Genomic DNA, 22,793 nt, shown 5'->3' with positions numbered 1-22,793 from the left:
ACGACGCCGCTACACACTCCCCCACATGAACGCAAACCTGATCGAGCTACAAAGCAAAATCGACGACCTGATCCGCATCGGCACCGTGACAGAGGTGCGATCCGGTGAATGTCGCGTCAAAACCAAGGGCAACCACACCAACTGGCGGCCCTATCTGGTGCTGCGCGCAGGTCGCACCCGCCGCCGCATGCGCCCGAGCGTCGGCGAGCAGGTGATCCTGTTAAGCCTTGGCGGTGACCTGCGCAATGCCTTTGTCTTGGCGGGCATCTACCAGGACGAACACCCAGAGCCGCTGGCCGACGATGACAACGACGATCTCGACCGCACCGAATACCCCGACGGCGCGGTCATCGAATACAACCCGAGCACCGGTGAACTCACCGCATCAGGCATCAAAACCGCCACCATCACCGCCAGCGTGGCGGTCAAGCTGATCACCCCGCTGGTCGAGTGCTCCAACCTTCTCAAGGCCAAGCGCGTCATCAGTGAAACCGCCAAGGTGGGTGACATAGAGGTGACCGACCACGGACACACAGACGTGCAGCGCGGCAGTGATAAATCAGGGGGCCCCGTATGAACTGGCAGGGCATGAACGCAGCCAATGGCCGCGCCATCAGCGAAACCGCCCACATCCTGCAATCGGTGCGGGATATTCTCACCACCCCCATCGGCACCCGCGTCATGCGCCGCGACTACGGCAGCGAGATATTCAGCCTCATCGACCAGCCCCAGCACGGCGCGACGCGCCTGCGTCTGATGGCCGCCACCGTTCACGCGCTCACCCTCTGGGAGCCGCGCATCCGCATCACCAAAGTCGAGATTGGCGCCCCTGAACTGGGCGGCGGCTGTGCCGTCACCCTCACATGGCGCCGCGCCGACAACGGCCTGCTCGAATCCGGCACCGTCCAGCTACCGACCGGAGCAACCTCATGAACATCATCGACCTGTCAAAACTGCCCGCCCCGGATGCCGTCGAACTGCTCGACTACGAGGCCATCCTTGCCGAGCGTAAAGCGGCCCTAATCGCCCTCTATCCGGCAGACCAGCAGGCAGCTATCACCGCCACGCTGGCGCTCGAATCGGAACCCATCACCAAACACCTGCAAGAGAACGCCTACCGTGAGCTGATCCTGCGCGGCCGCATCAACAGTGCCGCCGTGGCCAATATGGTGGCATGGTCAAAAGGCAGTGATCTCGATGGGCTGGTAGCAAACTGGGATGTCGAACGGCTGGTCGTGCAACAGGGTGACGACACCGCCACCCCGCCGATCCCCACCATCATGGAAAGCGACGAAGCTCTGCGCGAACGTTCTCTGATGGCGTGGGATGCCATGAGCACAGCTGGCCCGCGCGGCGCCTACGAATTTTGGGCCCGCTCGGCAGATGGCCGCATCATCGACGCCAAAGCAATCAGCCCAAGCCCAGCCGTCGCCGTGGTCACCATCATCAGCAGCGAGGGCGACGGCACCGCCAGCGATGAATTGATCGCCAAAGCCGATGCGGAATGCCGAGACGAGGACCGCATCCCGGTTGCCGACCGCCTCACAGTGCAGAGTGCGGGGATCCTGCATTACACCATCACCGCAAAACTGCACATGGATCTCACCGGTGCCGAGGCAGAACTGGCACTGACCGCCGCCCGCGACGCCTTGGCCGCATGGGTCAACCCGCGCAAACGGATCGGCGTGCGCATCGCGCGCTCAGGCATTGATGCCGTGCTGCATGTGCCGGGCGTCGTCTGGGTTGAGCTGGTCGGCTGGGCCGACATCATCCCGACCGACACTCAGGCAGCCTACTGCACAGGCTACACCGTCGAGGTCGCACCATGACCGACCTGTTGCCACCATCTGCCACGCCGACAGAGCGCAAGCTGGCCACCGTCAACGCCAAAGCCTGCGATCTGCCGGTTGATGTGCTGCGCACCCTCTGGAACCCGCACACCTGCCCGGTCTGGCGCCTGCCCAGTCTGGCAGCCGAGCGGTCGGTCGATCGCTGGGATGAAAACTGGCCGGAGGCAACCAAGCGCAAGGTCATCGCCAACGCGCCGTTCGTGCATCGCCATAAAGGCACAGTCGGCGCCATCCGCCGCGCCGTCGAACCACTCGGCTACCTGATCAGGGTGCTGCACTGGTACCAAGAAACCCCGAACGCCGAGCCGGGCACCTTCAAGCTCGATGTCGGCGTGCTCGACACCGGCATCACCGCCGAAATGTACGCCGAACTGGAACGGCTCATTGACGACGCCAAGGGACTGACCAGACACCTGACGGGTCTCGCCATCAGTCTGGAAACCAGAGGCAAAGCCTATCTGGGCGCCGCCTGCTATCTGGGGGAGGAACTGACCATTTACCCATACCAGCCAGGGCCCATTGTGGTCTCTGGTCATAGCTGGCACGGCGGTATCACCCACACCATCGACACCATCACCATCAACCCACTTACCAACAACACGAGGACAGCATGAGCAACTTTGGAGCCATCCTGACCAATGCCGGAGCGGCCAAACTCGCCAACGCCATCGCGCTGGGGGTTCCGCTCAAGCTCACCCAGATGGCGGTGGGCGATGGCAACGGCCAACCAGTAACACCCGATCCGGCAATGACAGCCATCCCGGGCGAAAAACGTCGCGCCGCCATCAACACCCTGTTTGCCGACCCGTTAGCCGCTTCCCAACTGGTAGCCGAGCAGATCATCCCGGAAGACGTGGGCGGATGGTGGATCCGCTGCGTCGGCCTGTTTGATGACAGCAACACTCTGATCGCCGTCGCCAATGTGCCGGATACCTACAAGCCGCTACTCACCAGTGGCGCGGGCCGCACCCAAATCATCCGAATGGTGCTGATCGTCAGTGACACCAGCGCCGTCGAACTCAAGATTGATCCAGCCGTAGTGCTGGCATCCCGCAAATATGTCGATGACGTGATGAAGGCGCATAAGGAAAGCCGCGACCATCCAGCTGGAACAAAAACAGAGAAAGGAATGTTGCGGTTGGCAACTGAACAAGAAGCCATTGAAGGATTAATGAGTGATATAGCCGTAGCTCCGAAAGAAATGAAAGCAGCAATGGAAGCGCTGCTGGATATCGTCTGTCCCATTGGTTATCCGATCCCATGGGTAGGCAGCGCCCCTCCGAATGAGCGCTTTCTGATGGCACAGGCCCAGCCATTCGACAAAGTTAAGTATCCAAAACTGGCCAAGTTGTGGCCAAGCGGAGTTGTGCCATATGACCCACGCGGTAAGTTTTTTCGCGGATGGGATAATGGTCGCGGCGTAGACCCTGGCCGGGCAATGTTGTCGAATCAAGGCGACGCAATCAGGAACATCACAGCCAAGTTGTATTCCCGCCCATTGACTAGCAACCAGAGTGCCGGAGCAGTAATTGATGGTACTGGTGCATTTGGGCTCGTATCAATTGGCGCTGGAACTCCTGGGGTGTCAACAGTTACGACAGGTCAATCCGCCACATCAGACACAATCACGTTTGATGCATCCCGCGTTGTACCAACCGCAGGTGAAAACCGGCCAGATAACATTGCTGTTAACTACGTATTCAGAGCGTCATGATGAAAAATACACAAATCACTTTTGACAAGAACGGATTCGCCACCGAGTCAGGTTATTTGACAGCCTTTATAGTCAACCAAAACACAATGGAGTGCTTGGGCTCCGAGCAGGTATGGGTATCCTATGGCACAGGGTTGCCTGCTGGTGCATTCCTGAATGAACCACCGCAAAAAACAGACGGGCATGCGGTAATAATGACTGACGCTGGCTGGCTTGTAGTTGAAGATCATCGGGGGCAAGTTGTGTATGACACCACAACCAGAATACCAGAGGTTGTGACTGAACTAGGCCCTATCCAGGCTGGAAAAACGTTACTGCCACCTGGGTCGCAATTTGATAACTGGAATGGTGACGCATGGGTAAAGGATGAAGCTGCTGAACAACAAGCCAAGCTGCAAGCGGCCCAGACAGAGCAATCAGCAAAAATAGCCAATGCCAACCAGCAAATCGCAATCCTCAAGCCAGCCGTCGATGGCGGCTACGCCAAGCCGGAGCACACCCAGCTGCTGGCCGACTGGCAACGCTACCGCTACGAGCTGACGCTGGTGCCAGAACAAACCGGATGGCCTGAGTCGCCGCAATGGCCACACGAACCGGAAAAGGTCATCTGACCAAACCAACCACCCCGCCCTGTGCGGGGTGTTTTCTTTATGCCCGCCACCGTCTGCGGGTGTGTAGTGGCCCCACACACCCGCGCCAACTCGCCCAACCTGCGCCGCCCCTGCATCCTGACCGTGCTCATATTGATCACCTCCGTCCGGACACAGGAGAACCGCCACCATGGCACTCGACAAGTACCACCACGGCGTGCGCGTCGTCGAAGTCAACGAAGGCACCCGCACCATCCGCACCATAGCCACCGCCGTGATCGGCCTGCTTGGCCATGCGGAAGATGCCGACGCCACCACCTTCCCGCTCAACACCCCGGTCATCATTACCGACGTGCAAAAAGCCGTTGGCAAGGCAGGAACCCAGGGCACCCTGGCTAAAGCGCTGCAAGCGATCGCCGACACCGTCAACACCATCACCATCGTCGTGCGCGTTCCCAAAGGCGCCACCGACGAAGAGACCACCTCCAACGTCATCGGCACCGCCAAGCCGGATGGCAGCTATACCGGCCTCAAGGCCCTGCAACGGGCCAGCTCTGCCACCGGCATCACCCCGCGCATCATCGGCGCACCGGGGCTCGACACCCTGCCGGTTGCCACTGAACTGGCCGCCGTGGCGGTCAAGCTGCGCGCCTTCACCTACGTCTCAACCCACGGCTGCAACACACCGACCGAGGCGCTGGCCTACCGCCAGAACTTCGGCCAGCGCGAAGTCATGCTGATCCATGGCGACTTTAAAAAGTGGGATACCGCAGCCAATGCAGAGGCGCCAGTCTGGGCCACCGCCAAAGCCATGGCCATGCGCGCCAAAATCGACAAAGAGGTTGGCTGGCATAAAACCCTCTCCAACGTCGCCGTCACTGGTGTGCAAGGGCTGACCAAGCAAGTGTTCTGGAGCCTGCAAGACCCCGACACCGACGCGGGCCTGCTCAACGAAAAAGACATCACCTGCCTGATCCAGTCCAATGGGTTCCTCTTCTGGGGCTCCCGCACCTGCTCGGAAGACCCCCTGTTCCAGTTCGAGAACTACACCCGCACCGCCCAGATCCTCGCCGACACCATGGCAGAGGCCCACATGTGGGCGGTAGACAAGCCGATGACCCCAACCCTGATCAAAGACATCGTCGAAGGTGTCAACGCCAAGGGCCGCGAGCTGGTCACCCTCGGTTACCTCATCGGCTTCAACTGCTGGTACAACGAGGAGGTCAACGACAAAGACACCCTCAAGGCGGGCAAGCTCTACATCGATTACGACTACACCCCCGTGCCGCCGCTTGAAAACCTCATGTTCCAGCAGCGCATCACCGACCGCTATCTGGTCGACTTCGCCGCCCGCGTGGCCGCAGCATAAGGAGCATCAACAATGGCACTACCTCGCAAACTCAAGCGCTTCAACATGTTCGGTCAGGGTGAAAACTGGATCGGCGTTGCCGAAGAGTTCACCCCGCCGAAACTCAGCCGCAAGTTTGAAGCCTATCGCGGCGGCGGCATGCCGGGCGTCGCAAACATCGACATGGGGCTCGATGACAGCGCCCTCGATATTGATTTCACCCTGGGCGGCTATGGCGACGAGGTGCTCGGCTACGTCGGCGAACCGAAAGTAGACGGCACCATGATCCGCTTCTCCGGCTCCGTCCAGCGTGATGACACAGGTGAAGTCTCCGCCGTCGAAATCCTCACCCGTGGCCGGGTCAAAGAGATCGACCGTGGCACCTTCAAGGCGGGCGACAACACCCAGGCCAAGGTCAGCATGACCTGCACCTACTACAAAGAGACCATCAACGGCGCCGTCATCCACGAAATCGACACCGTCAACATGATCGAAATCGGGCCGGATGGCGTCGACCGCATGGCCGAACACCGCAAGGCCATGGGCCTCTAATCCACCAAACCACATCCGGGCGGCACTGCCGCCCGTTACTACATACCGAACAGGACAAACACCATGAAAATGAACACTGTCACCCTCGACACCCCCATCCAGCGCGGCGAAACCACCATCACCGAGATCAACGTGCGCAAACCGCAATCCGGCGAACTGCGCGGCCTCAACCTGAACGACATCCTGCAGATGGACGTCAACGCCCTCACCAAGCTGCTGCCGCGCATCACCAGTCCGGCCCTGACCGAAGCAGAGGCCAGCGCACTCGATCCGGCTGATCTGGTGCAACTGGGGCATGAGGTAGGCTCTTTTTTGGTTCCGAAGAAGCTGGCCTACCTCACTGCGTAGACGACCTGATGGCCGACTTGGCCATCATCGCCCACTGGCCGCCGTCTGAAATGGCAGCCATGGAGCTCGACGAGCTGATGGGCTGGCACCAACGCCTTGTTGAGCGATACAACCACATCAACGGGGCAGACGAATCATGAGCACCCTCAAGTTACAAATCCTGCTCGGGGCGGTGGACAAGCTCACCGCCCCCCTCAAGGCCGTCACCGGCCAAAGCCGCATCACCGCCAAAGACCTCGCCGACACCAAGGCCAAAGTCCGCGATCTGGAACGCCAGAGCGCCCAGCTTGACGGATATAAAAAATTGGGCGCCCAGATTGGCGTCACCAAGACCCAGCTCAAACAGGCCGAAGGCACCTTCAACGACCTGCAACGCAAGATTGCCGACACCCCCAAACCAACCCGCCTGATGATCAACGAGCTCAACAAGGCCGAACGCGCCTTCAACCAGCTCAAGACCAAACAGGGGGAAATGATCACCCGCCACGGCCAGCTGGGCGAAGAGATGCGCAAGACCGGCATCAAGACGGGCAACCTGAGCGAAGCACAGCGCCGCCTCAAAACCGATCTTGCCAACGCCAATACCAACCTTGACGCGCAGCGCACCAAGCTGGGCCAGTTAGCCGACCAGCAAAAGCGCATGAATCAGGTCAAAGCCAACTACCGCCAGACCCAAGAACTGCGCGGACAGATTGCAGGTCACGGAGCCGCGGCGCTGGCTACCGGCACGGCAATGGGTATGACCACTCTCAAACCAGTGATCGAGTTCGCCAAGGCTGAAACCTCTATCGTGGATCTTAAAGTCACCATGATGGAAAAAGGAGGGAAGGTTCGAAAAGAGTTCCAAGCCATCAGTGATCTGGCTACTCAACTAGGCAACAAGCTGCCGGGGACCACCGCTGATTTTCAGAACATGATGAACACCTTGAGCAAACAAGGTATGACGGATAAGTCGATTCTTGGTGGCTTAGGAGAAGCAACGGCTTATCTGGGGGTGCAGCTAAAACTGCCATATGAGCAAGCAGCACAGTCAGCATCCAAGCTGCAAGATGCAACCAGAACCACCGAGAAAGACATGATGGGGCTGATGGATGTAATCCAGCGGGCTCACTATCTGGGCATGGATATTGGCAACCAAGAAGCGGCCTACGCCAGCCTGTCGCCGGTTTTGAACCTGCTCAAAAAAGACGGTCTCGATGCAGCCAAGGCGCTCAGCCCGCTGTTGGTGATGGCAGATCAGGCCAGCATGAGCGGTGAGAAAGCCGGTAACGCCTATCGCAAAGCATTTCAGCGCAGTATGAACGCCAAGAATATGGCGAAGGCCAACGACCTGCTGAAAGCCGATGGCATCAAACTCGACTTCACTGACGGTAAGGGCAACTTCGGAGGGCTCGACAAGATGTTCGCCCAGCTTGGCAAGCTCAAGAACCTGAGCGAACAGAAGCGGCTGGCCGTGTTCAATCAGGTGTGGGGTGACGATAGCGAAACCCAGCAGGCGCTCACCCTGATGATGACCAAAGGATTGGCGGGGTACAAAGAGACTATCGCCAAGATGGAGGCCCAAGCATCGCTGCAAGAAAGGGTCAATGCCCAACTGGGAACAATGGGAAACCTATGGGATGCAGCCACAGGCACATTCACAAATACCATGGTCAACTTTGGCGAATCCATTGCGCCGGAAGTGAAATCCGTTATCGAGTGGATTGGCGAAATATCAGAGCGCATCGGCAACTGGTCAAAGCGCAATCCTGAACTGTCAAATACCTTGATGAGGGTTGCTGCATTCACCTCAATCGCAACGATAGCGGTTGGCGGGCTTTTGCTGGCTGTCGCTGCTATTTTAGGGCCGATAGCTATCATGCGGCTGTCATTTGGCATATTGGGGATCAAAGGAACGTTCCTGAGCAAAACAATCCTTATGCTGCTGGCACCAATCAAGTGGCTAACCATGGGCTTTGTAAAACTGGGGCTTGCCATCCTCACCACCCCCATCGGCTGGATTATCGCGGGGATTGCCGCCATCGCTGCCGGCGCTTACCTCATCTACAAGAATTGGGACCAGCTCGGGCCGTGGTTCAAATCCACCTGGGAGCAGTGCAAAGCGGCCACCGGTGAATTTTGGGACTACCTGACCACCCTGCCATCCAGGGCGCTCAACGCGGGCAAAGCCATCATCGACGGCCTGATCGGCGGTATCTCGGCCAAATGGGAAGAGCTCAAAGCCAAGGTGAAATCCATCACCGACATTCTGCCGGACTGGATGAAAGGGGGATCGGCCATCACGGCCACCGTGCGGCAATCGGGTTACCTGACGGGCAACTATAACCAGCCCGCCATGGCCACCGGCTACGGGCCGACCATGTACCAACCGCCCAAGCTGGCGCAGGCCAGAGGGGGCGGGACAACCCAGATTCACGCCCCCATCAGCATCGTGCAGCAGCCGGGGCAATCCGGCGCCGATGTAGCGCAAGAGGTAAGCCGCGAACTGGACCGCCGCGAACGGCTGGCATCTGCCCGCTCCCGCGCCAGCCTGCGCGACACCAACTAAGGAGGCACCACCATGATGATGACCTTGGGCTGGTTCGTGTTCCAGCGCTCCACCTTCGCCCCACAGTCACAACAGGATGACCGCGCATGGCGCCACCCGGGCAACCCTCGGGTGGGCGCCCGTCCGGCCTACCAGTACACAGGGCCGGATGATGAAACCACCGTGCTATCCGGCACCCTCTACCCTGAGCTGACAGGCGGGCCGGTTACCCTCGACCTGCTCCACGAAATGGCCGCCACCGGCAAAGCCTTCCCCCTGATCCAGGGGGATGGCGTGATGCGGGGCTATTTCGTCATCGAGCGCACCAGCGTCACCCGCTCCGAATTCTTCTCGGACGGCGCCGCCCGCAAGCTGGATTTCACCATGAACCTCAAGCGGGTGGACGACGACGAAAACACCCTGGGCAACAAGCTGCTGGGCCGCGCAGTGGGTGGCATCGCCAGTCGGCTGGGCATCAGCAACATCGTCGGCACCATCGGCAACAAGATCGGGGGCCTGCTGTGAGCCTGACAGATAACGTGGTGACGGCTGTCACCAGCACCCTGACCAGCCAGCTGGGGCAATTCAGCATCACCGGGGCCGATCATCCGGCCCCGGCTTACCAGCTGCTGATCGACGGCACGGATGTATCCGCCACCATCCGGCCACGCCTGATAAGCCTCAACATCACCGACAATCGCGGGTTTGAAGCCGACACCATCGACATCGAACTCGACGACAGCGACGGCAAGCTGGCCATGCCGCGCCGTGGCGCCAGAATGCGCGTCATGATCGGCTGGCAGGGCCAACCACTGGTTGATAAGGGGGAATACACCATCGACGAGGTGGAGCACACCGGCACCCCGGACAAGCTCACCATCCGGGGCAAATCGGCCGATCTGCGCGGCAACCTCAACAAGCTGCGCCAGACCAGCTATCACCAGCAGACCGTCGGCAGCATTGTCGATGCCATCGCCCAGCGCCACAGCCTGATCCCAGCCTGCGCCGAACGCTTCAAGGGCATGCAGATTGACCACATCGACCAGCAGAACGAAAGCGATCCCGCCTTCCTCACCCGCTTGGCCGGTCAATGCGGCGCCATCACTACCATCAAATCGGGGCGACTGCTCTTTATCGGCCAGGGCAAGGGGCTCACCGCCAGCGGCAAACCGCTCCCATCCGTCACCATCACCCGCCATGACGGCGATCAGCACCGCTTCGCCGTCGCTGACCGTGACGCTTACACCGGCGTATCAGCCAACTGGCACGACCCGAAGAAGGCCACCACCGAAGGCTCGACCCTCAAGCGCAAACGCAAGAAGAAGCCAAAGCTGGAGCAGGCGCTGCCGAGTGACACCACCGTCGACAAAGAGGGCCGCGAACTGCTGATTGGCGACAGCGAAAACGTCAAGGTGCTGCGCCACATCTACGCCAACCAGACCAACGCCATGCGCGCCGCCCGCGCCGAGTGGGAACGGCTGCAACGTGGCGTTGCCGAGTTCGAGATCACCCTCGCCAAAGGCCGCCCCGAGCTATACCCGGAACAACCCACCACAGTCAGGGGGTTCAAACCGCAGATCGACGAGGCCAACTGGGTGCTGACCAAAGTCAGCCACAGCCTGACCAACAGCGGCTACACCAACACCATCAACCTCGAAGTGGCGATCGACGACCTGCCGGAAGTCGAGGAATAACAAAAACAAAAGGGAGCGCCGATGTGCGCTCCCTTCTTTCTGACTCTACTTTAATCTGTCTATCAATCAGGCCCTTTTTAAATGCCCCTCGGAGGCTTCAATCTCCATCGCCAGCCGCTCTTCTTTACGCTTGGCGGCCAGAGCTTCGGTTGCAATCCTCTTCATTTCGCAGTCAACGAAACGAGTTAAGGCTTGGCGAACCAGCGGTTGATAACCTATTCCATTCAGCTCCGCAATCGTCTTCAGATTTTCGATCAGCCCTTTCTGCAATCTAATCGAGATTGGCTGTAATGAGAGGGCTTCGTTAATCAAATCATCAGTGGAATGGTGGGATACTGCTACATATTGCTCATCGCTGCCCAGAACCCCCGAATCCCACGCTTCTTCTGTGCCTAGGATTGCTTTTTCTTGGGTGCTCATACAATTAACCCTCGCAAGTTTTATACCTCAGACTCGTGACAACCAAACGGCTTGCAAAACACTCAGCAAGCCAAACTAAACGGCGAACTTGTTATAGATGCCAATCTCTGTTGGATTGGCTTCATACGCGGTCTTTATGTAAATGTCGCCGTCTCGAAGCATGAAACAGACCTTCAGCTTCCTGCCCCGGTCTGTTTCAGCAATAAACCATTCTGTAGGGGGATTGGTTTGGTGATCTTCTCTGGTGTCAATCAGGAACCCCTTGTCCCTGTTAGCAAAGGCCTCGACGACCTCGCGCTCTTCAACACAATGTTTGACCTTTAGTTTGGCTCTCACCGCAGCCGATAGGATTAGTGCCAACTTCACCCCCTGCATTTACGTTGTATATACAGCGTATATTCTATGGGGCCAGCGGTCAACGATTAGCGCAAGATATAAAAAAACGGCAGAGCCAACGCTCTGCCGCCTTTTCCGATCATCAGATTTCCCTGCCGCCATTTTGCCGCCACTATCGAAACAAGCGAGCCAGCAAACCAACGTAAGCCACTGATATAAAATGCCTTTTAAGATGTTAAAAATCCCATACTAAAGAGCATAGAACTTTTTCGGCATGTTATCGATCTCGAATAGTTATTTAAAAACAATCACTTAAAATAACAACACCCGCAATTCTCCCTGCGGATGCCAGTAAATGGTGGCCCTTGCCCGACTGAATTCAGATTGCACTTCGGCTGCCTCAGGGCTAAGCCTCGGCAGCAAATCTGATAACAATGGAAGCAAGATGGGCTTATCCGGCGATCGGTTAGATGATGTGTCCAAACCGCGGACAGGCTGTTGGGCCGATATGATAGCACCGTTTGCAGAGAAAATGCCTGGCAAACGTATGCCAAAAACAGGAAAAATCGGCATCACCCTCTCCATTCGGCACATCTCGAGCTCCAAACGACTAACCTGCCGTCCCTGCTGCCGAGCCCAAATGAGCTGTGCGGCAAATCGCAGATAAAAAAATAGCAGGGGGAGGATTTACCTCACGCACCTGCTGCTTTCTCGCCTCTGCCTGGTTGGGCAGTTCGTCTTAGCGACGAGTGACGAAGGGGTTAGGGTAGCTGAAACCCTGGGTATACAAAGAGGGGGCAAACCAATAGGTTGAGTTGCTGCCTGGCATATTGAAACTCCTGATTGCTTAACAAGTTACGTACCTTTAATGCGGGCTCAAATCCTTGAACGAACACTCGGTTCCATGGAGGCGCACTTGCTTTGCTTCGGTTCCCTGGAGGCTTTCATTGTCATCCTGACGGGTGGCGAACCACGGGAGCTAATTTACCAGTCGGTGCATTAAATTCAATGTTTTTGTGAGTTCGGTCACATATTTTCTTTTCTATCGGTCAGCGTCGTCCGAACCTGACGATCGTACTGCCTGATTGCCATCAGCCAGCACAAGCTGCCTGCGATTTGCGCTGATTGCTCACATTTTTGTGTGATTGACTGTATTATCGTTATCCTCTTCCCCGGCCCGCTGATGGGGCCCTGTTAATTCCGTGCTGGTAAGGAGTCCCGACGTGGCACAGCTTAGCTCTCTCTCTCCCAAACTGATTTGGCATTTCTTCGAACAGATCTGCTCCATCCCCCACCCTTCCAAACATGAAGCCAAACTGAGCGCCTGGATCATCCAATGGGCCCAAGGGGAAGGTCTGGCGGTCAAGCAGGACAAGGTCGGCAACATCATCATCAAGAAACCGGCCACCCCGGGGATGGAAAACCGCAAAGCCGTGGTACTGCAGGCCCACATCGACATGGTGCCGCAGGCCAACGCCGACACCAAACACGACTTCGCCAACGATCCCATCGATGCCTATGTCGATGGCGAGTGGGTCACTGCCCGTGGCACCACCCTGGGTGCCGACAACGGCATCGGCATGGCCGGTTGCCTGGCTGTGCTGGCTGACAAGACCATCAAGCACGGTCCGCTGGAAGTGCTGCTGACCACAGACGAAGAGACCGGCATGACCGGCGCCTTCGGTCTGGAAGCGGGCTGGCTGGAGGGCGAAATTCTGCTCAACACCGACTCTGAAGAGGATGGCGAGGTCTATATGGGCTGCGCTGGCGGTGTGGATGCCAATATCCGCTTCCCGCTCGAGCTGGTTGACGCCAGCGAAGGCGAAGCGTTCGAACTGGCCGTAAAAGGGCTGCGTGGCGGTCACTCCGGTTGCGATATCCATCGCGGCCGTGGCAACGCCAACAAGCTGCTGGTGCGCCTGCTCAAAGCAGCAGAGCCGCTGAGTGTTCGTCTGGCCGAGATCCACGGCGGCACCCTGCGCAACGCCATCCCGCGCGAAGCCCGCGCCACCCTGCTGGTGCCCGCAGCCAGCGTAAACGAGTTCAAGGCGCTGGTTGACCGCTACACCGGGATCTACCAGACCGAACTGGCCGCCACCGAGCCGAACCTGAGCGTGCTGGTCAACAGCGCCGCCAAACCGGCCAAGCTGATGAGCGTCTCCCTGCAGCAGCGCCTGCAGGATGCCCTGATGGCCTGCCCGAACGGTGTGATGCGCATGAGCGATGCCATGCCCGGCGTGACCGAAACCTCTACCAACCTGGGGGTCATCAAGACTCAGGATGGCGAAGTGTACGTCCAGTGCCTGATCCGCTCCCTGATTGACTCCGGCCGCGAGAGCATCGAACAGATGACCCGCTCCCTGTTCACCCTGGCAGGCGCCAGCTGCGAATTCACCGGTGCCTACCCGGGTTGGGCACCGAACGTGGACTCCCCCGTCATGGAGCTGGTACGCAACAGCTACCAGACCCTGTTTGGCACCATGCCCAACGTCATGGTGATCCACGCTGGTCTCGAGTGCGGTCTGTTCAAGAGCGCCTATCCGGAGTGGGACATGGTCTCCTTCGGCCCGACCATCCGCGGTGCCCACTCCCCTGACGAGAAGGTACATATCCCGGCGGTCGAACGTTTCTGGCAACTGCTGGTGCACGTGCTGGAAGCGATTCCGGCCAAATAATCCAGCCTACGCCACACGGCAAAACAAAGCCCCGCACTGCTGCGGGGCTTTTTGTTGTCTGTTCCAACCTGACGTTGGCGCTTACCGGATGCCGCGGGCCTCGCGGATCCACTCCCAGGCTTGCTGGATCTCCTGGGTCTTCTCCTTGGCCATCTCCATCATCTCCGGCGGCAACCCCTTGGCAGCCAGCTTGTCCGGGTGATGTTTGCTCATCTCCTTGCGGTAGGCGCGCTTGATATCCTGATCGCTGTCGCTCTCGCTCACCCCCAGCAACTGGTAGGCATTCTTGAGGCGATCCGCAGAGGGTGCCGCCTGCCGATACTGCTGGCCACCGGAATGGCCCCCCTGATACTGGCCATGGGCCTGATTGAAGAAGTTCATCTGCGCTTCGGCCATCGCCAGAATACGGGCCAACTCGATGCGGCTGAAGCCCAGTTCGTCGGCAATGGTGTGCAAAATGGCGCGCTCACCCTCCTCCACCCGCCCGTCGGCAAAGGCCGCCTGCAACTGCACTTCGAGGAAGAAGCGCAGAATATCGCGCTGCCCCAGACTGGCACGGCGGAACTCGGCCAGGGTCTCGCGTAGCGGGAAGTCGGCCTCTTTACCGAGACGAAATGACTCCTGTGCCCGGGCACGCTGTTCACCCGCCAGCCGCATCCGATCCATCAGGTTGGAGGCAACCCGGATCTCCTGTTCGGTCACCTGACCGCTGGACTTGGCGATGTGACCCATCACCGAGAAGGTGGCGTGGAAGAAGACGGCTTGCTGCTCCTGACTCGGGCCGCGACGAAACGCCCCCTGCAACCCCATGCCACGGTCGAAACGGTGGCCGATCCAGAGGCCAATCAGGGCGCCGATGATATTGCCGAGCAGAAAACCGAAGAAGGCGCCCAGCACCTTACCCCAAATACGCATGGTTCAAGACCTCTTGAAGTTAATGAGTGCGGGCCTGGAGCTGGTCATCCAGCTCGCGCAGTCGATCGACCGTGCCGATATCGCGCCACTCGCCAGCGAGCAGGCTGCCGCCTACCCGCCCTTGCGCCATCCAGTCACGCAGCAGGGGCGCCAGCTTGCGGGCGCCGCCCGCGAGACCAGCAAAGGCCGCCGGATCATATAGTCCGACCCCGCTGAAGGTAAACGCTGGCATATCCATGACTCGCCCCCCTTGAAGGGCAAAGTCCCCGCTCGGGTGCTGGGGCGGATTGGGCACCAGCCAGAGGTGGGCCAGATCATCGCCAAGGGGCTGGCTGACCAGAGTGTGATAATCGAGATCGAGCCAGGTATCGCCGTTGATCACCAGAAAAGGGTCTGCGCCCAGTAGTGGCAGCGCCTGCACGATGCCGCCCGCGGTCTCCAGTGCGCTCTCCTCGGCTGACCAGTGGATGGTCACACCAAGCGCACGGCCATCACCCAGGCTCTCAACCAGCTTGTGGCCAAGCCAGGCGTGGTTGATGACCAACTCGGTCACACCGGCAGCTTTGAGTTTTTCGATGTGATGAACGATGAGCGGCTTGCCCCCCACCGCCAACAGTGGCTTGGGCAGCAGGTCAGTCAGCGGGCGCATCCGCTCGCCACGGCCAGCGGCCAGGATCATCGCCTTCATGATTTAACTCCAGCATTGGCGATCCCCGGCAACACCACCTGCTCCAGCCACTGACCAAAACGGGCCAATACCGGATAGGCGCTACCGTGAGTGCGACAGACATCCACTACGTAGCCGAGGGTGCGGGGAATATCCTTGAGATAGCCGGACTTGCCGTCGCGATGATAGAGCCGGGTAAAGATTCCGGCAGCTTTGAGGTGGCGCTGCATGCCGGTCAGGTCGGCATCACGACGGAAACTGGCATAATCGAGCTCGCCAAGCAGCCCCGCCTGTTGCAGGGTGGCAAAGCCGTGGCGCATCCCTTCATCGATCACCTCGTCCGGCCAGCGCACGTAGCAATCTTTCAGCAGGGAGACCAGGTCATAGCTCAGGGGCCCGATGACCATGTCCTGAAAATCGATGATGGCCAGCCGGCTGCTCTCGGGGGTATCCCCGCCACACACCATCAGGTTGCGACTGTGGAAATCTCTATGCATCACCCCCTGCGGCTGGGCCAGATTGCAGGCGGTGAGGCAGGCAAAGGTCTCGTCCAGCAGTTGCTGCTCTTCATGGCTCAGAGTCAGTTGCAGATAATGACCCAGCAGCCACTCGGGGAAAATGCTGTTCTCCCGCGCCATAAAAGCCGCATCGAAGGGTTCAAGCGCCAGTTCAACAGCCCCCAGGCGGGGCAGCAAATCAATCGCCTTGCCATACCAAGCCAGTACGTTGTGCTCGTTCAGGCAGCTGATCAGCTGGGTATCGCCCAAGTCACTGACCGCCAGCAGACCCTGTTCGTAGTCCACCGCCTTGACCTCTGGCGCCAACAGCTGACGCGCCTGCAAGGCCGCCGCGTTACGAACAAATTCATGATTCTTTTCGGTTTTCGGATTGGCATCCACCCACACCAGACCACCACCACGAGAGTAGCGGCGGAAGCTGGCATCACCGGAAATGAGGGTAAGCGTGAGAGTGGCATCACCGGAAATACGGCGTGCCCACTGCAATAGCAGGGAATCGCGATCGTGCATAAGTAGAGGACCAAAGTGGAAAGCAGCACTTGGCTGTTAGCCCTGGCCGCAATAATGCTTTATCATTGCCGGCTAACATAAAGCAATGACATGCAATGTCAACTCGATGAAACCTGTCGTAAAATGCATGCTTTGGATCAACCGTATCTATCACGGATTGCACGAGTCTTTCACATGACAAAATGGACACTGGGGTACCGCTATCCCATCGCCCTGACTATCAGCCTGGCCCCCGCACTCACCCCTATGATGGTGCAGGCGGCTCCGTTCGAAGCGCCGCCAGCCACCGGCATTCTCGATAGTCTCTGCTATGACTATGTTCCCAAGATAGAGAAGCCTGCATCGGATCAGGATGCCAACGCACAGCCGGTCGAGGTTGATGCTGACCGTCTCGAGGCCAAACAGGGCGGCACCGCCGTCTATGAAGGCGACGTCAAGGTTCGTCAGGGTGTTCGCAAGTTTGACTCCGACTATGCCCAGCTCGATCAGAAGAGCCGGGATGTCATCGCCATCGGCAACATCTATTACAACGACGGTCAGGTAACCGTCACCAGCGACAAGACCCTCAAATCCAATCTGGACACCAAGAACTCCGAACTGGAAGAGGGCAAGTATCAGGTGCATGGCTCACCGGTGCGCGGCTTTGCCAAGCGCGTGGTGATGACCAACAACAACCAGAACATCACCATGGAGGGGGCCCAGTACACCACCTGCCCCCCCGGTCAGGAAGTGTGGACCCTCAAGGCGGGCAGCATCGACATCGACCAGAAAGAGGTGTTTGGCGAAGCCTGGAACGCCAGCCTCTGGCTCTATGACTACCCGGTGTTCTACTTCCCCTATATCAACTTCCCCATCAAGGATGAGCGGAAGACCGGTCTGCTCTACCCGGGTTACAAGCAAAGCTCCAGCAACGGCATGGATATCACCCAGCCCTTCTACTGGAACATAGCTCCCAACTACGATGCCACCATCACCTCCCGTTTTATGGACAAACGCGGCCTGATGGAGCAGGTGGAGTTCCGCTACATGCCGGACCCCGCCCACACCGGCACCCTCTATTTTGAAAGCCTCAGGGATGACAAGCAGTATGATGCTGGCAACCCGAGCTTTACCAACCCTTCGACAGGGACTCCGTACCTCTCCGATGGGCATCGTTACCTGATGAACGTCCGCCACAGTTCCACCCTGATGGATGGCTCCCTGCGTCTGGGCATCGACTACACCCAGGTTCGCGACAAGGATTACAACTATTTCAACGACTTCAGCCCACAAGTAGGCACTCAGGTCGACAGCCAGTTGCAGCAATCCTTCACCGCCGGCTACTACCAGCACAACTGGAACCTCACCTCCGAGGTGCGCCGCTACCAGATCCTGAGTCCGTATGCGCTGCTACCCCACGAGATGCTGCCGCGTATCGACTACAACTACTTCCAGCAGGGCAAGTGGTTCGATCTGGCCTGGAATAGCGAACTGACCAAGTTTGGCTATAACAGCGGCAGTGCCACCATCCAGCAGGCCGGTGAGCGCTATACCGCCACCCGTCTGCATCTGGCACCCACCTTGACTGTGCCCCTGGTGGATGCACCGGGTTACTACCTGACCAGTCAGTACAAATTGATGTTTACCTCCTACAACCAGGAGGTACCCAAGGATCTGGTTAGCCAGGACCGCAGCCGCTTCACCGATGCAGACAGCAAACAGCTGACCCTGAAAGAGGGCGCTATTACCCGTACTCTGCCGTCCTTCCGTCTCAAGGGGGGCGTCAACTTCGATAGGCCGCTCGACTGGTATGATGGCAAGGGCACCCAGACCCTGGAGCCCGAGTTCCAGTACCTCTATATCCCTTACAAAAATCAGGACGAGATCGGGATCTACGACACCACCACCACCCGTCAGGATTACTACAGCCTGTTCAGTGATCGCCGCTTTGCCGGTCTCGACCGCATCAGCGATGCCAACCGGGTCACCGTTGGCCTGACCAGCCGGGTCTATGACAATGTGGGTGATGAACGGTTGCGTCTGGCAGTGGCCCAGGCCTTCGAAATGACCCCCCCCAAGGTGCGCCTCTACTCGTCCGATCCGGAAAGCACCAACGCCCGCTCCCTGCTCTCGTTTGAGGGGGATGCCCGGATCACCGATGAGTGGTTTGCCCACGCGGGGACCCAGTACGATACCTCAGAGGGTGAATTTACGGCTGGTAATGGTGCGGTCGAATACCGGACCGGCAAGCTGACCACTCAGGTCAACTACCGCTACATCAAGGATGGCAACCTGGACTATCGCTATCCGACCAACACGGCACTGGCAGAAGATCTCAGCCAGGCGGGTCTGGTGATGATGGCGCCGATCGCCGATCAGTGGCAGATGTATGGCGGTTACTACCGTGACATCAAGCAGGATGTGAACATTGACCGCAAGATCGGTGTCAAATATGACTCCTGCTGCTGGAGCATCAACATGAGCCTGGAGTGGCACAATCAGCCTGACAACGTCACCCTGAAACCCACTTCGGAAAGAGTCATTGGTCTGCAGTTTGAAATGAAGGGACTTGGCAGCGTGGGTACCGGTGGCCGCAGCGTCACCCTGGATACCGAGCTGTTGCCCTATGTTCGCCCGTTTAATCTGAAAGGTCAGCAATGATGCTGGCCCAGCCTTGAGAGATGGATATGAAAAAGACCCTGATTGCCCTGCTGACCGCGGGAATGTTCGGCGCCATGAGCCAGGCCGCACTGGCAGCGCCCGAGCTGATGGACAAGGTTCTGGCCGTGGTCAACAAGGACGTGGTGCTGTCCAGCCAACAGGACGCACTGGTCAACAAGGTAAAACTCTCCGCCCAGGAGAGCGGCCAGTCCCTGCCTGACGATGCCACCCTGCGCAAACAGGCGCTGGATCGCCTGATCCAGGAGAGCCTGCAGCTGCAACTGGCGGAGCGCCAGGGGCTGAAGATCAGCGACACCCAGCTGGAACAGGCTATTCAGGGCATCGCTGCCGACAACAAGATGACCCTGGATCAGCTGCGGGCCCAGCTCGCCCGTGAAGGGATGACCTATGCCCAGTATCGGGAAGAGGTTCGCCGCGAGATCCTGATGAACGAGGTGCGCCGCAACCAGGTGCGCCGCCGTATCAACATCTCCGAGCAGGAAGTGAAGCAGGTGGTGGAGATCCTGAAGAAACAGGGTCAACAGCAGAACGAATACCACGTAGGCCATATCCAGATTGCCCTGCCGGACAACCCCACTGCCGCCCAGCTGGATGCCGCCAAGAGCAAGATCGAGCGCATTCTGGCCGCCCTCAAGCAAGGTGCCGACTTCCGCAAACTGGCCATTGCCGAGAGTAACGGTCCCAAGGCGCTGGAAGGGGGCGACTGGGGCTGGATGAGCCCGCAAGAGATGCCGACCCTGATGGCGGAAGCGGTGCAAGGTGCCAAGAAGGGCGACATCGTCGGCCCGCTGCGCTCCGGTGCCGGCCTGCACATCGTCAAGGTGTTCGACACCAAGGGTCAGCAGCAAGTGATGCAGACCGAGGTGAAGGCCCGTCATATCCTGATCAAGCCCTCCATTATCCTGAGCGAAGAGAAAGCCAAGGGGATGCTGGATGGTATTCTGCACGACATCAAGAGCGGCAAGGCCAGCTTCGCCAGCATGGCGGAGAAGTACTCCGAAGATCCGGGCTCTGCGGTGCAGGGCGGCGAACTGGGCTGGTCTGATCCCAACGTCTATGTCCCCGAGTTCCGCGACATGGTCAACCGTCTGCAACCGGGCCAGATCAGTGCCCCGTTCCGTACCAGCCATGGCTGGCACATCGTGCAGGTGGAAGATCGCCGCAGCCAGGATGCGACCGACAAGGCTCAGGAGCAGCGCGCCTACCAGCTGATCTACAATCGCCGCTTCGTGGAAGAGTCCCAGGCGTGGCTGGATGAACTGCGTGACGAGGCCTACATCCAGATCGAAGGAGCCGGTAGCTGATGAGCTGCCGTCGTCTTGCCGTCACCCCGGGCGAACCGGCCGGGATTGGGCCTGATCTGGTGCTGCAGATTGCCCGGCAGGATTGGCCGCACCAGTTGGTGGTGATTGCCGATCCGGCGCTGCTGCGCGAGCGGGCGGCCCTGCTGGGACTGCCCATCGAGCTTGAGCCCTATGATGCCCGTAAACCTGCTCAACCGCAGCGAGCCGGCACCCTGACGGTATGTTCTGTCTCTCTCGGCGCCCCCGTGGTGCCGGGCGAGCTGAACGAAGGCAATGGCGCCTATGTGCTGGCGACCCTGCAGCGTGCCTGCGATGGCAACATGAGCGGCGAATTTGCCGCAGTGGTGACCGGGCCGGTGCACAAGGGGATCATCAACCAGGCCGGGGTCTCGTTCAGCGGCCACACCGAGTTCTTTGCCCAACAATCCAACACCGCCGATGTGGTAATGATGCTGGCAACCGAGGGGCTGCGGGTCGCACTGGCGACTACCCATATTCCGCTGGCCTATGTAGCGATGGCCATCACCGAAGATCGCCTCGGCAAGGTGATCCGGATCCTCAACGAGGATCTCACAACCAAGTTTGGTATCGCCAAACCCCGTATTTACGTCTGCGGACTCAACCCCCACGCCGGGGAAGGTGGCCATCTTGGACGTGAAGAGATTGACGTGATCGAACCCGCCCTGGCCATCCTGCGCCAGGAAGGGATCGATCTGGTCGGCCCATTGCCGGCCGACACCCTGTTCCAGGAGAAATACCTCAAGGATGCGGATGCGGTACTTGCCATGTACCACGACCAGGGGCTGCCTGTGCTCAAATACAAGGGCTTCGGCAGTTCGGTCAATATCACCCTGGGGCTTCCCTTCATCCGCACTTCGGTGGATCACGGCACCGCACTGGATCTGGCAGGCAAGGGCCTGGCCGATCCGGGCAGCCTTGTCACCGCGATTAACCACGCCATCAAGATGGTAGAGAAAAAAAGATATGAGCAGTAAGGTGCACATGGGCCACACGGCCCGTAAGCGTTTCGGTCAGAACTTCTTGCACGACCGGTATGTGATCGATCAAATCGTCGCCGCCATCAACCCGCAGTCGGGTCAGAATCTGGTGGAGATCGGTCCGGGTCTGGCCGCGCTGACCGAGCCGGTTGCCGCCCAGATGGACAAAATGACCGTGGTCGAGCTTGACCGGGACCTGGCTGCGCGCCTGCGCGAGCACCCGACCCTCAAAGACAAGCTGACCGTCATCGAAGCGGACGCCATGCGTTTCGACTTCGGCACCCTGATGGGTGAAGGCAAGGGGCCGCTGCGCATCTTCGGCAACCTGCCCTACAACATCTCCACCCCGCTCATCTTCCACCTGTGCGAATTTGCCGACCGGGTTGAAGACATGCACTTCATGCTGCAAAAGGAAGTGGTGTTGCGTCTGGCCGCCGGTCCGGGCAGCAAGGCTTATGGCCGTCTGAGCGTGATGACCCAGTACTACTGCCAGGTGGTGCCGGTGCTGGAAGTGGGCCCGGGCGCCTTCAAACCGGCGCCGAAAGTGGACTCTGCCGTAGTTCGCCTGATCCCGCACAAGAATCCGACCATAGTCGCGAAAGACATTCGTTGTCTGAATCGCGTCTGTACCGAAGGCTTTGGCCAGCGTCGCAAGACCATCCGCAACAGCTTCTCCAACTTCATCACCGACGCCCAGCTGACCGAGCTTGGTATCGATGGCAACCTGCGCCCGGAGAATCTCTCCCTCGAGCAGTTTGTCATGATCGCCAACTGGCTGGCGGATCAGCAACAGGCCTGATCCTGTGGCACTCCCGCACATCGAGATCCGCCCATACCCCGTGTATGTGGCGGGCTCCAAAGACCCTTACCAGTTTCACTATCTGATCGAGATTGAGAATCTGGGGCCTGGCCCGGTGCAACTGCTGCATCGGCGCTGGCTCATCACAGATGCCAATGGCAAGATGCTGGAAGTGGCAGGCTCGGGCGTGGTCGGGGAACAACCCGTCATTGCCGAAGGTGAGACCTACAGCTACCAGAGCGGCGTGCCGCTGGCGACCCCGCTCGGGGTGATGGAAGGGAGCTATACCCTGCAAGATGGCTCTGGTCAGCAGTTCGAGGCGCCTATCGCCCCCTTCACGCTGGCCATCCCCAATATTATCAACTGA

Annotated in this window: 25 protein-coding genes; 19 read left to right on the top strand and 6 right to left on the bottom strand. The window is 59.0% G+C overall.

Going from position 1 to position 22,793, the window contains the following annotated elements; all coding sequences use genetic code 11:
* Window positions 1-25 precede the first annotated feature (25 nt).
* From I6L34_RS15075 to I6L34_RS15025, 10 genes are all read left to right on the top strand, one after another.
* On the top strand, window positions 26-577 hold the full coding sequence (locus tag I6L34_RS15075; protein WP_216954914.1) for a phage baseplate assembly protein V: 552 nt from the start codon (window positions 26-28) through the stop codon (window positions 575-577).
* The gene (locus I6L34_RS15070; protein ID WP_216954913.1) at window positions 574-933 is read left to right on the top strand and encodes a GPW/gp25 family protein; all 360 of its coding nucleotides are present in this window, start codon (window positions 574-576) and stop codon (window positions 931-933) included. Before I6L34_RS15075 ends, I6L34_RS15070 begins: the two co-directional genes overlap by 4 nt.
* On the top strand, window positions 930-1,829 hold the full coding sequence (locus I6L34_RS15065; RefSeq protein WP_216954912.1) for a baseplate J/gp47 family protein: 900 nt from the start codon (window positions 930-932) through the stop codon (window positions 1,827-1,829). Before I6L34_RS15070 ends, I6L34_RS15065 begins: the two co-directional genes overlap by 4 nt.
* Before the next feature lie 8 nt (window positions 1,830-1,837).
* Window positions 1,838-2,464, top strand: a complete 627-nt coding sequence (locus I6L34_RS15060; RefSeq protein ID WP_254202874.1) for a phage tail protein I — start codon at window positions 1,838-1,840, stop codon at window positions 2,462-2,464.
* Window positions 2,461-3,564: a phage tail protein gene (locus I6L34_RS21870; RefSeq protein ID WP_254202872.1), complete on the top strand. Its 1,104-nt coding sequence runs from the start codon at window positions 2,461-2,463 to the stop codon at window positions 3,562-3,564. Before I6L34_RS15060 ends, I6L34_RS21870 begins: the two co-directional genes overlap by 4 nt.
* On the top strand, window positions 3,561-4,175 hold the full coding sequence (locus tag I6L34_RS21865; protein WP_254202870.1) for a tail fiber assembly protein: 615 nt from the start codon (window positions 3,561-3,563) through the stop codon (window positions 4,173-4,175). The genes I6L34_RS21870 and I6L34_RS21865 overlap by 4 nt, the downstream gene beginning before the upstream one ends.
* 169 nt (window positions 4,176-4,344) lie before the next feature.
* A complete protein-coding gene (locus tag I6L34_RS15040; protein ID WP_216954910.1) occupies window positions 4,345-5,523 on the top strand; it encodes a phage tail sheath protein in 1,179 nt (392 codons plus the stop codon).
* A gap of 12 nt (window positions 5,524-5,535) precedes the next feature.
* Window positions 5,536-6,054, top strand: a complete 519-nt coding sequence (locus I6L34_RS15035) for a phage major tail tube protein (protein WP_215803082.1) — start codon at window positions 5,536-5,538, stop codon at window positions 6,052-6,054.
* 63 nt (window positions 6,055-6,117) lie between these two features.
* Window positions 6,118-6,402, top strand: coding sequence for a phage tail assembly protein (locus I6L34_RS15030; RefSeq protein ID WP_139461251.1), 285 nt, complete (start codon window positions 6,118-6,120; stop codon window positions 6,400-6,402).
* Between the two features lie 8 nt (window positions 6,403-6,410).
* The gene (locus tag I6L34_RS15025) at window positions 6,411-6,542 is read left to right on the top strand and encodes a GpE family phage tail protein (RefSeq protein WP_108572652.1); all 132 of its coding nucleotides are present in this window, start codon (window positions 6,411-6,413) and stop codon (window positions 6,540-6,542) included.
* Window positions 6,543-6,553: 11 nt separating this feature from the next.
* Here I6L34_RS15025 and I6L34_RS15020 read toward each other — a convergent pair whose 3' ends face one another.
* On the bottom strand, window positions 6,554-6,775 hold the full coding sequence (locus tag I6L34_RS15020) for a hypothetical protein (RefSeq protein ID WP_216954909.1): 222 nt from the start codon (window positions 6,773-6,775) through the stop codon (window positions 6,554-6,556).
* 36 nt (window positions 6,776-6,811) lie between these two features.
* On the opposite strand from I6L34_RS15020, the gene I6L34_RS15015 reads away from it, so the two are divergent.
* Genes I6L34_RS15015 through I6L34_RS15005 form a run of 3 tightly spaced genes read left to right on the top strand, consistent with a single transcriptional unit; the run spans window position 6,812 to window position 10,623 of the window.
* Window positions 6,812-8,950 carry a phage tail tape measure protein gene (locus I6L34_RS15015; protein ID WP_216954908.1) on the top strand — a complete coding sequence of 713 codons (2,139 nt, stop codon included), beginning with the start codon at window positions 6,812-6,814 and terminating at the stop codon, window positions 8,948-8,950.
* 12 nt (window positions 8,951-8,962) lie between these two features.
* Window positions 8,963-9,454 carry a phage tail protein gene (locus I6L34_RS15010; protein WP_216954907.1) on the top strand — a complete coding sequence of 164 codons (492 nt, stop codon included), beginning with the start codon at window positions 8,963-8,965 and terminating at the stop codon, window positions 9,452-9,454.
* On the top strand, window positions 9,451-10,623 hold the full coding sequence (locus tag I6L34_RS15005; RefSeq protein WP_216954906.1) for a phage late control D family protein: 1,173 nt from the start codon (window positions 9,451-9,453) through the stop codon (window positions 10,621-10,623). Before I6L34_RS15010 ends, I6L34_RS15005 begins: the two co-directional genes overlap by 4 nt.
* A gap of 66 nt (window positions 10,624-10,689) precedes the next feature.
* Here the strand turns inward: I6L34_RS15005 and I6L34_RS15000 are convergent, their stop codons facing one another.
* Together I6L34_RS15000 and I6L34_RS14995 are read right to left on the bottom strand one after the other, a co-directional pair.
* Window positions 10,690-11,043, bottom strand: a complete 354-nt coding sequence (locus tag I6L34_RS15000) for a hypothetical protein (RefSeq protein WP_216954905.1) — start codon at window positions 11,041-11,043, stop codon at window positions 10,690-10,692.
* A gap of 75 nt (window positions 11,044-11,118) precedes the next feature.
* Complete coding sequence (locus I6L34_RS14995) at window positions 11,119-11,403, bottom strand: ADP-ribosyl-(dinitrogen reductase) hydrolase (RefSeq protein WP_108572650.1); 285 nt, start codon at window positions 11,401-11,403, stop codon at window positions 11,119-11,121.
* Between the two features lie 1,199 nt (window positions 11,404-12,602).
* Here I6L34_RS14995 and I6L34_RS14990 point away from each other — a divergent pair.
* A complete protein-coding gene (locus I6L34_RS14990) occupies window positions 12,603-14,054 on the top strand; it encodes an aminoacyl-histidine dipeptidase (RefSeq protein WP_058057254.1) in 1,452 nt (483 codons plus the stop codon).
* A gap of 81 nt (window positions 14,055-14,135) precedes the next feature.
* Here the strand turns inward: I6L34_RS14990 and djlA are convergent, their stop codons facing one another.
* The 3 genes from djlA to I6L34_RS14975 are packed head-to-tail and all read right to left on the bottom strand — an operon-like array spanning window position 14,136 to window position 16,664.
* The gene (djlA, locus tag I6L34_RS14985; protein ID WP_005358354.1) at window positions 14,136-14,969 is read right to left on the bottom strand and encodes a co-chaperone DjlA; all 834 of its coding nucleotides are present in this window, start codon (window positions 14,967-14,969) and stop codon (window positions 14,136-14,138) included.
* A 19-nt stretch (window positions 14,970-14,988) separates the two neighbouring features.
* Entirely contained in the window at window positions 14,989-15,657 is a 669-nt protein-coding gene (gene murU / locus I6L34_RS14980) for an N-acetylmuramate alpha-1-phosphate uridylyltransferase MurU (protein WP_058057253.1), read from the bottom strand.
* Window positions 15,654-16,664 carry an aminoglycoside phosphotransferase family protein gene (locus I6L34_RS14975; protein ID WP_058057252.1) on the bottom strand — a complete coding sequence of 337 codons (1,011 nt, stop codon included), beginning with the start codon at window positions 16,662-16,664 and terminating at the stop codon, window positions 15,654-15,656. The genes murU and I6L34_RS14975 overlap by 4 nt, the downstream gene beginning before the upstream one ends.
* 174 nt (window positions 16,665-16,838) lie before the next feature.
* On the opposite strand from I6L34_RS14975, the gene lptD reads away from it, so the two are divergent.
* Genes lptD through apaG form a run of 5 tightly spaced genes read left to right on the top strand, consistent with a single transcriptional unit; the run spans window position 16,839 to window position 22,793 of the window.
* Window positions 16,839-19,304 (top strand): LPS assembly protein LptD, encoded by a 2,466-nt coding sequence (gene lptD, locus I6L34_RS14970; protein WP_058057251.1) that lies wholly within the window; start codon window positions 16,839-16,841, stop codon window positions 19,302-19,304.
* 26 nt (window positions 19,305-19,330) lie between these two features.
* Window positions 19,331-20,629, top strand: a complete 1,299-nt coding sequence (gene surA, locus I6L34_RS14965) for a peptidylprolyl isomerase SurA (protein WP_005349338.1) — start codon at window positions 19,331-19,333, stop codon at window positions 20,627-20,629.
* Window positions 20,629-21,624 (top strand): 4-hydroxythreonine-4-phosphate dehydrogenase PdxA, encoded by a 996-nt coding sequence (pdxA, locus tag I6L34_RS14960; RefSeq protein ID WP_216954904.1) that lies wholly within the window; start codon window positions 20,629-20,631, stop codon window positions 21,622-21,624. The genes surA and pdxA overlap by 1 nt, the downstream gene beginning before the upstream one ends.
* Entirely contained in the window at window positions 21,614-22,426 is an 813-nt protein-coding gene (rsmA, locus tag I6L34_RS14955; protein ID WP_058059470.1) for a 16S rRNA (adenine(1518)-N(6)/adenine(1519)-N(6))-dimethyltransferase RsmA, read from the top strand. Before pdxA ends, rsmA begins: the two co-directional genes overlap by 11 nt.
* A gap of 4 nt (window positions 22,427-22,430) precedes the next feature.
* A complete protein-coding gene (gene apaG, locus I6L34_RS14950) occupies window positions 22,431-22,793 on the top strand; it encodes a Co2+/Mg2+ efflux protein ApaG (protein ID WP_058059471.1) in 363 nt (120 codons plus the stop codon).

The sequence above is a fragment of the Aeromonas sp. FDAARGOS 1404 genome (assembly GCF_019047085.1).
Lineage (GTDB): Bacteria > Pseudomonadota > Gammaproteobacteria > Enterobacterales > Aeromonadaceae > Aeromonas > Aeromonas veronii.
The sequence above is the reverse complement of the archived record's forward strand: the minus strand, read 5'-3'. Positions and strand labels throughout refer to the sequence as shown.

What these genes read in the sequence shown, in the direction of transcription:
- I6L34_RS15000 (WP_216954905.1), bottom strand. Translation starts at nt 11,043, where the DNA reads ATGAGCACCCAAGAAAAAGCAATCCTAGGCACAGAAGAAGCGTGGGAT.
- I6L34_RS21865 (WP_254202870.1), top strand. Translation starts at nt 3,561, where the DNA reads ATGATGAAAAATACACAAATCACTTTTGACAAGAACGGATTCGCCACC.
- I6L34_RS15075 (WP_216954914.1), top strand. Translation starts at nt 26, where the DNA reads ATGAACGCAAACCTGATCGAGCTACAAAGCAAAATCGACGACCTGATC.
- I6L34_RS15070 (WP_216954913.1), top strand. Translation starts at nt 574, where the DNA reads ATGAACTGGCAGGGCATGAACGCAGCCAATGGCCGCGCCATCAGCGAA.
- I6L34_RS15015 (WP_216954908.1), top strand. Translation starts at nt 6,812, where the DNA reads ATGATCAACGAGCTCAACAAGGCCGAACGCGCCTTCAACCAGCTCAAG.
- I6L34_RS21870 (WP_254202872.1), top strand. Translation starts at nt 2,461, where the DNA reads ATGAGCAACTTTGGAGCCATCCTGACCAATGCCGGAGCGGCCAAACTC.
- I6L34_RS15035 (WP_215803082.1), top strand. Translation starts at nt 5,536, where the DNA reads ATGGCACTACCTCGCAAACTCAAGCGCTTCAACATGTTCGGTCAGGGT.
- I6L34_RS15025 (WP_108572652.1), top strand. Translation starts at nt 6,411, where the DNA reads ATGGCCGACTTGGCCATCATCGCCCACTGGCCGCCGTCTGAAATGGCA.
- djlA (WP_005358354.1), bottom strand. Translation starts at nt 14,969, where the DNA reads ATGCGTATTTGGGGTAAGGTGCTGGGCGCCTTCTTCGGTTTTCTGCTC.
- murU (WP_058057253.1), bottom strand. Translation starts at nt 15,657, where the DNA reads ATGAAGGCGATGATCCTGGCCGCTGGCCGTGGCGAGCGGATGCGCCCG.
- rsmA (WP_058059470.1), top strand. Translation starts at nt 21,614, where the DNA reads ATGAGCAGTAAGGTGCACATGGGCCACACGGCCCGTAAGCGTTTCGGT.
- lptD (WP_058057251.1), top strand. Translation starts at nt 16,839, where the DNA reads ATGACAAAATGGACACTGGGGTACCGCTATCCCATCGCCCTGACTATC.
- I6L34_RS14975 (WP_058057252.1), bottom strand. Translation starts at nt 16,664, where the DNA reads ATGCACGATCGCGATTCCCTGCTATTGCAGTGGGCACGCCGTATTTCC.
- I6L34_RS15040 (WP_216954910.1), top strand. Translation starts at nt 4,345, where the DNA reads ATGGCACTCGACAAGTACCACCACGGCGTGCGCGTCGTCGAAGTCAAC.
- I6L34_RS15065 (WP_216954912.1), top strand. Translation starts at nt 930, where the DNA reads ATGAACATCATCGACCTGTCAAAACTGCCCGCCCCGGATGCCGTCGAA.
- I6L34_RS15010 (WP_216954907.1), top strand. Translation starts at nt 8,963, where the DNA reads ATGATGATGACCTTGGGCTGGTTCGTGTTCCAGCGCTCCACCTTCGCC.
- I6L34_RS15030 (WP_139461251.1), top strand. Translation starts at nt 6,118, where the DNA reads ATGAAAATGAACACTGTCACCCTCGACACCCCCATCCAGCGCGGCGAA.
- surA (WP_005349338.1), top strand. Translation starts at nt 19,331, where the DNA reads ATGAAAAAGACCCTGATTGCCCTGCTGACCGCGGGAATGTTCGGCGCC.
- pdxA (WP_216954904.1), top strand. Translation starts at nt 20,629, where the DNA reads ATGAGCTGCCGTCGTCTTGCCGTCACCCCGGGCGAACCGGCCGGGATT.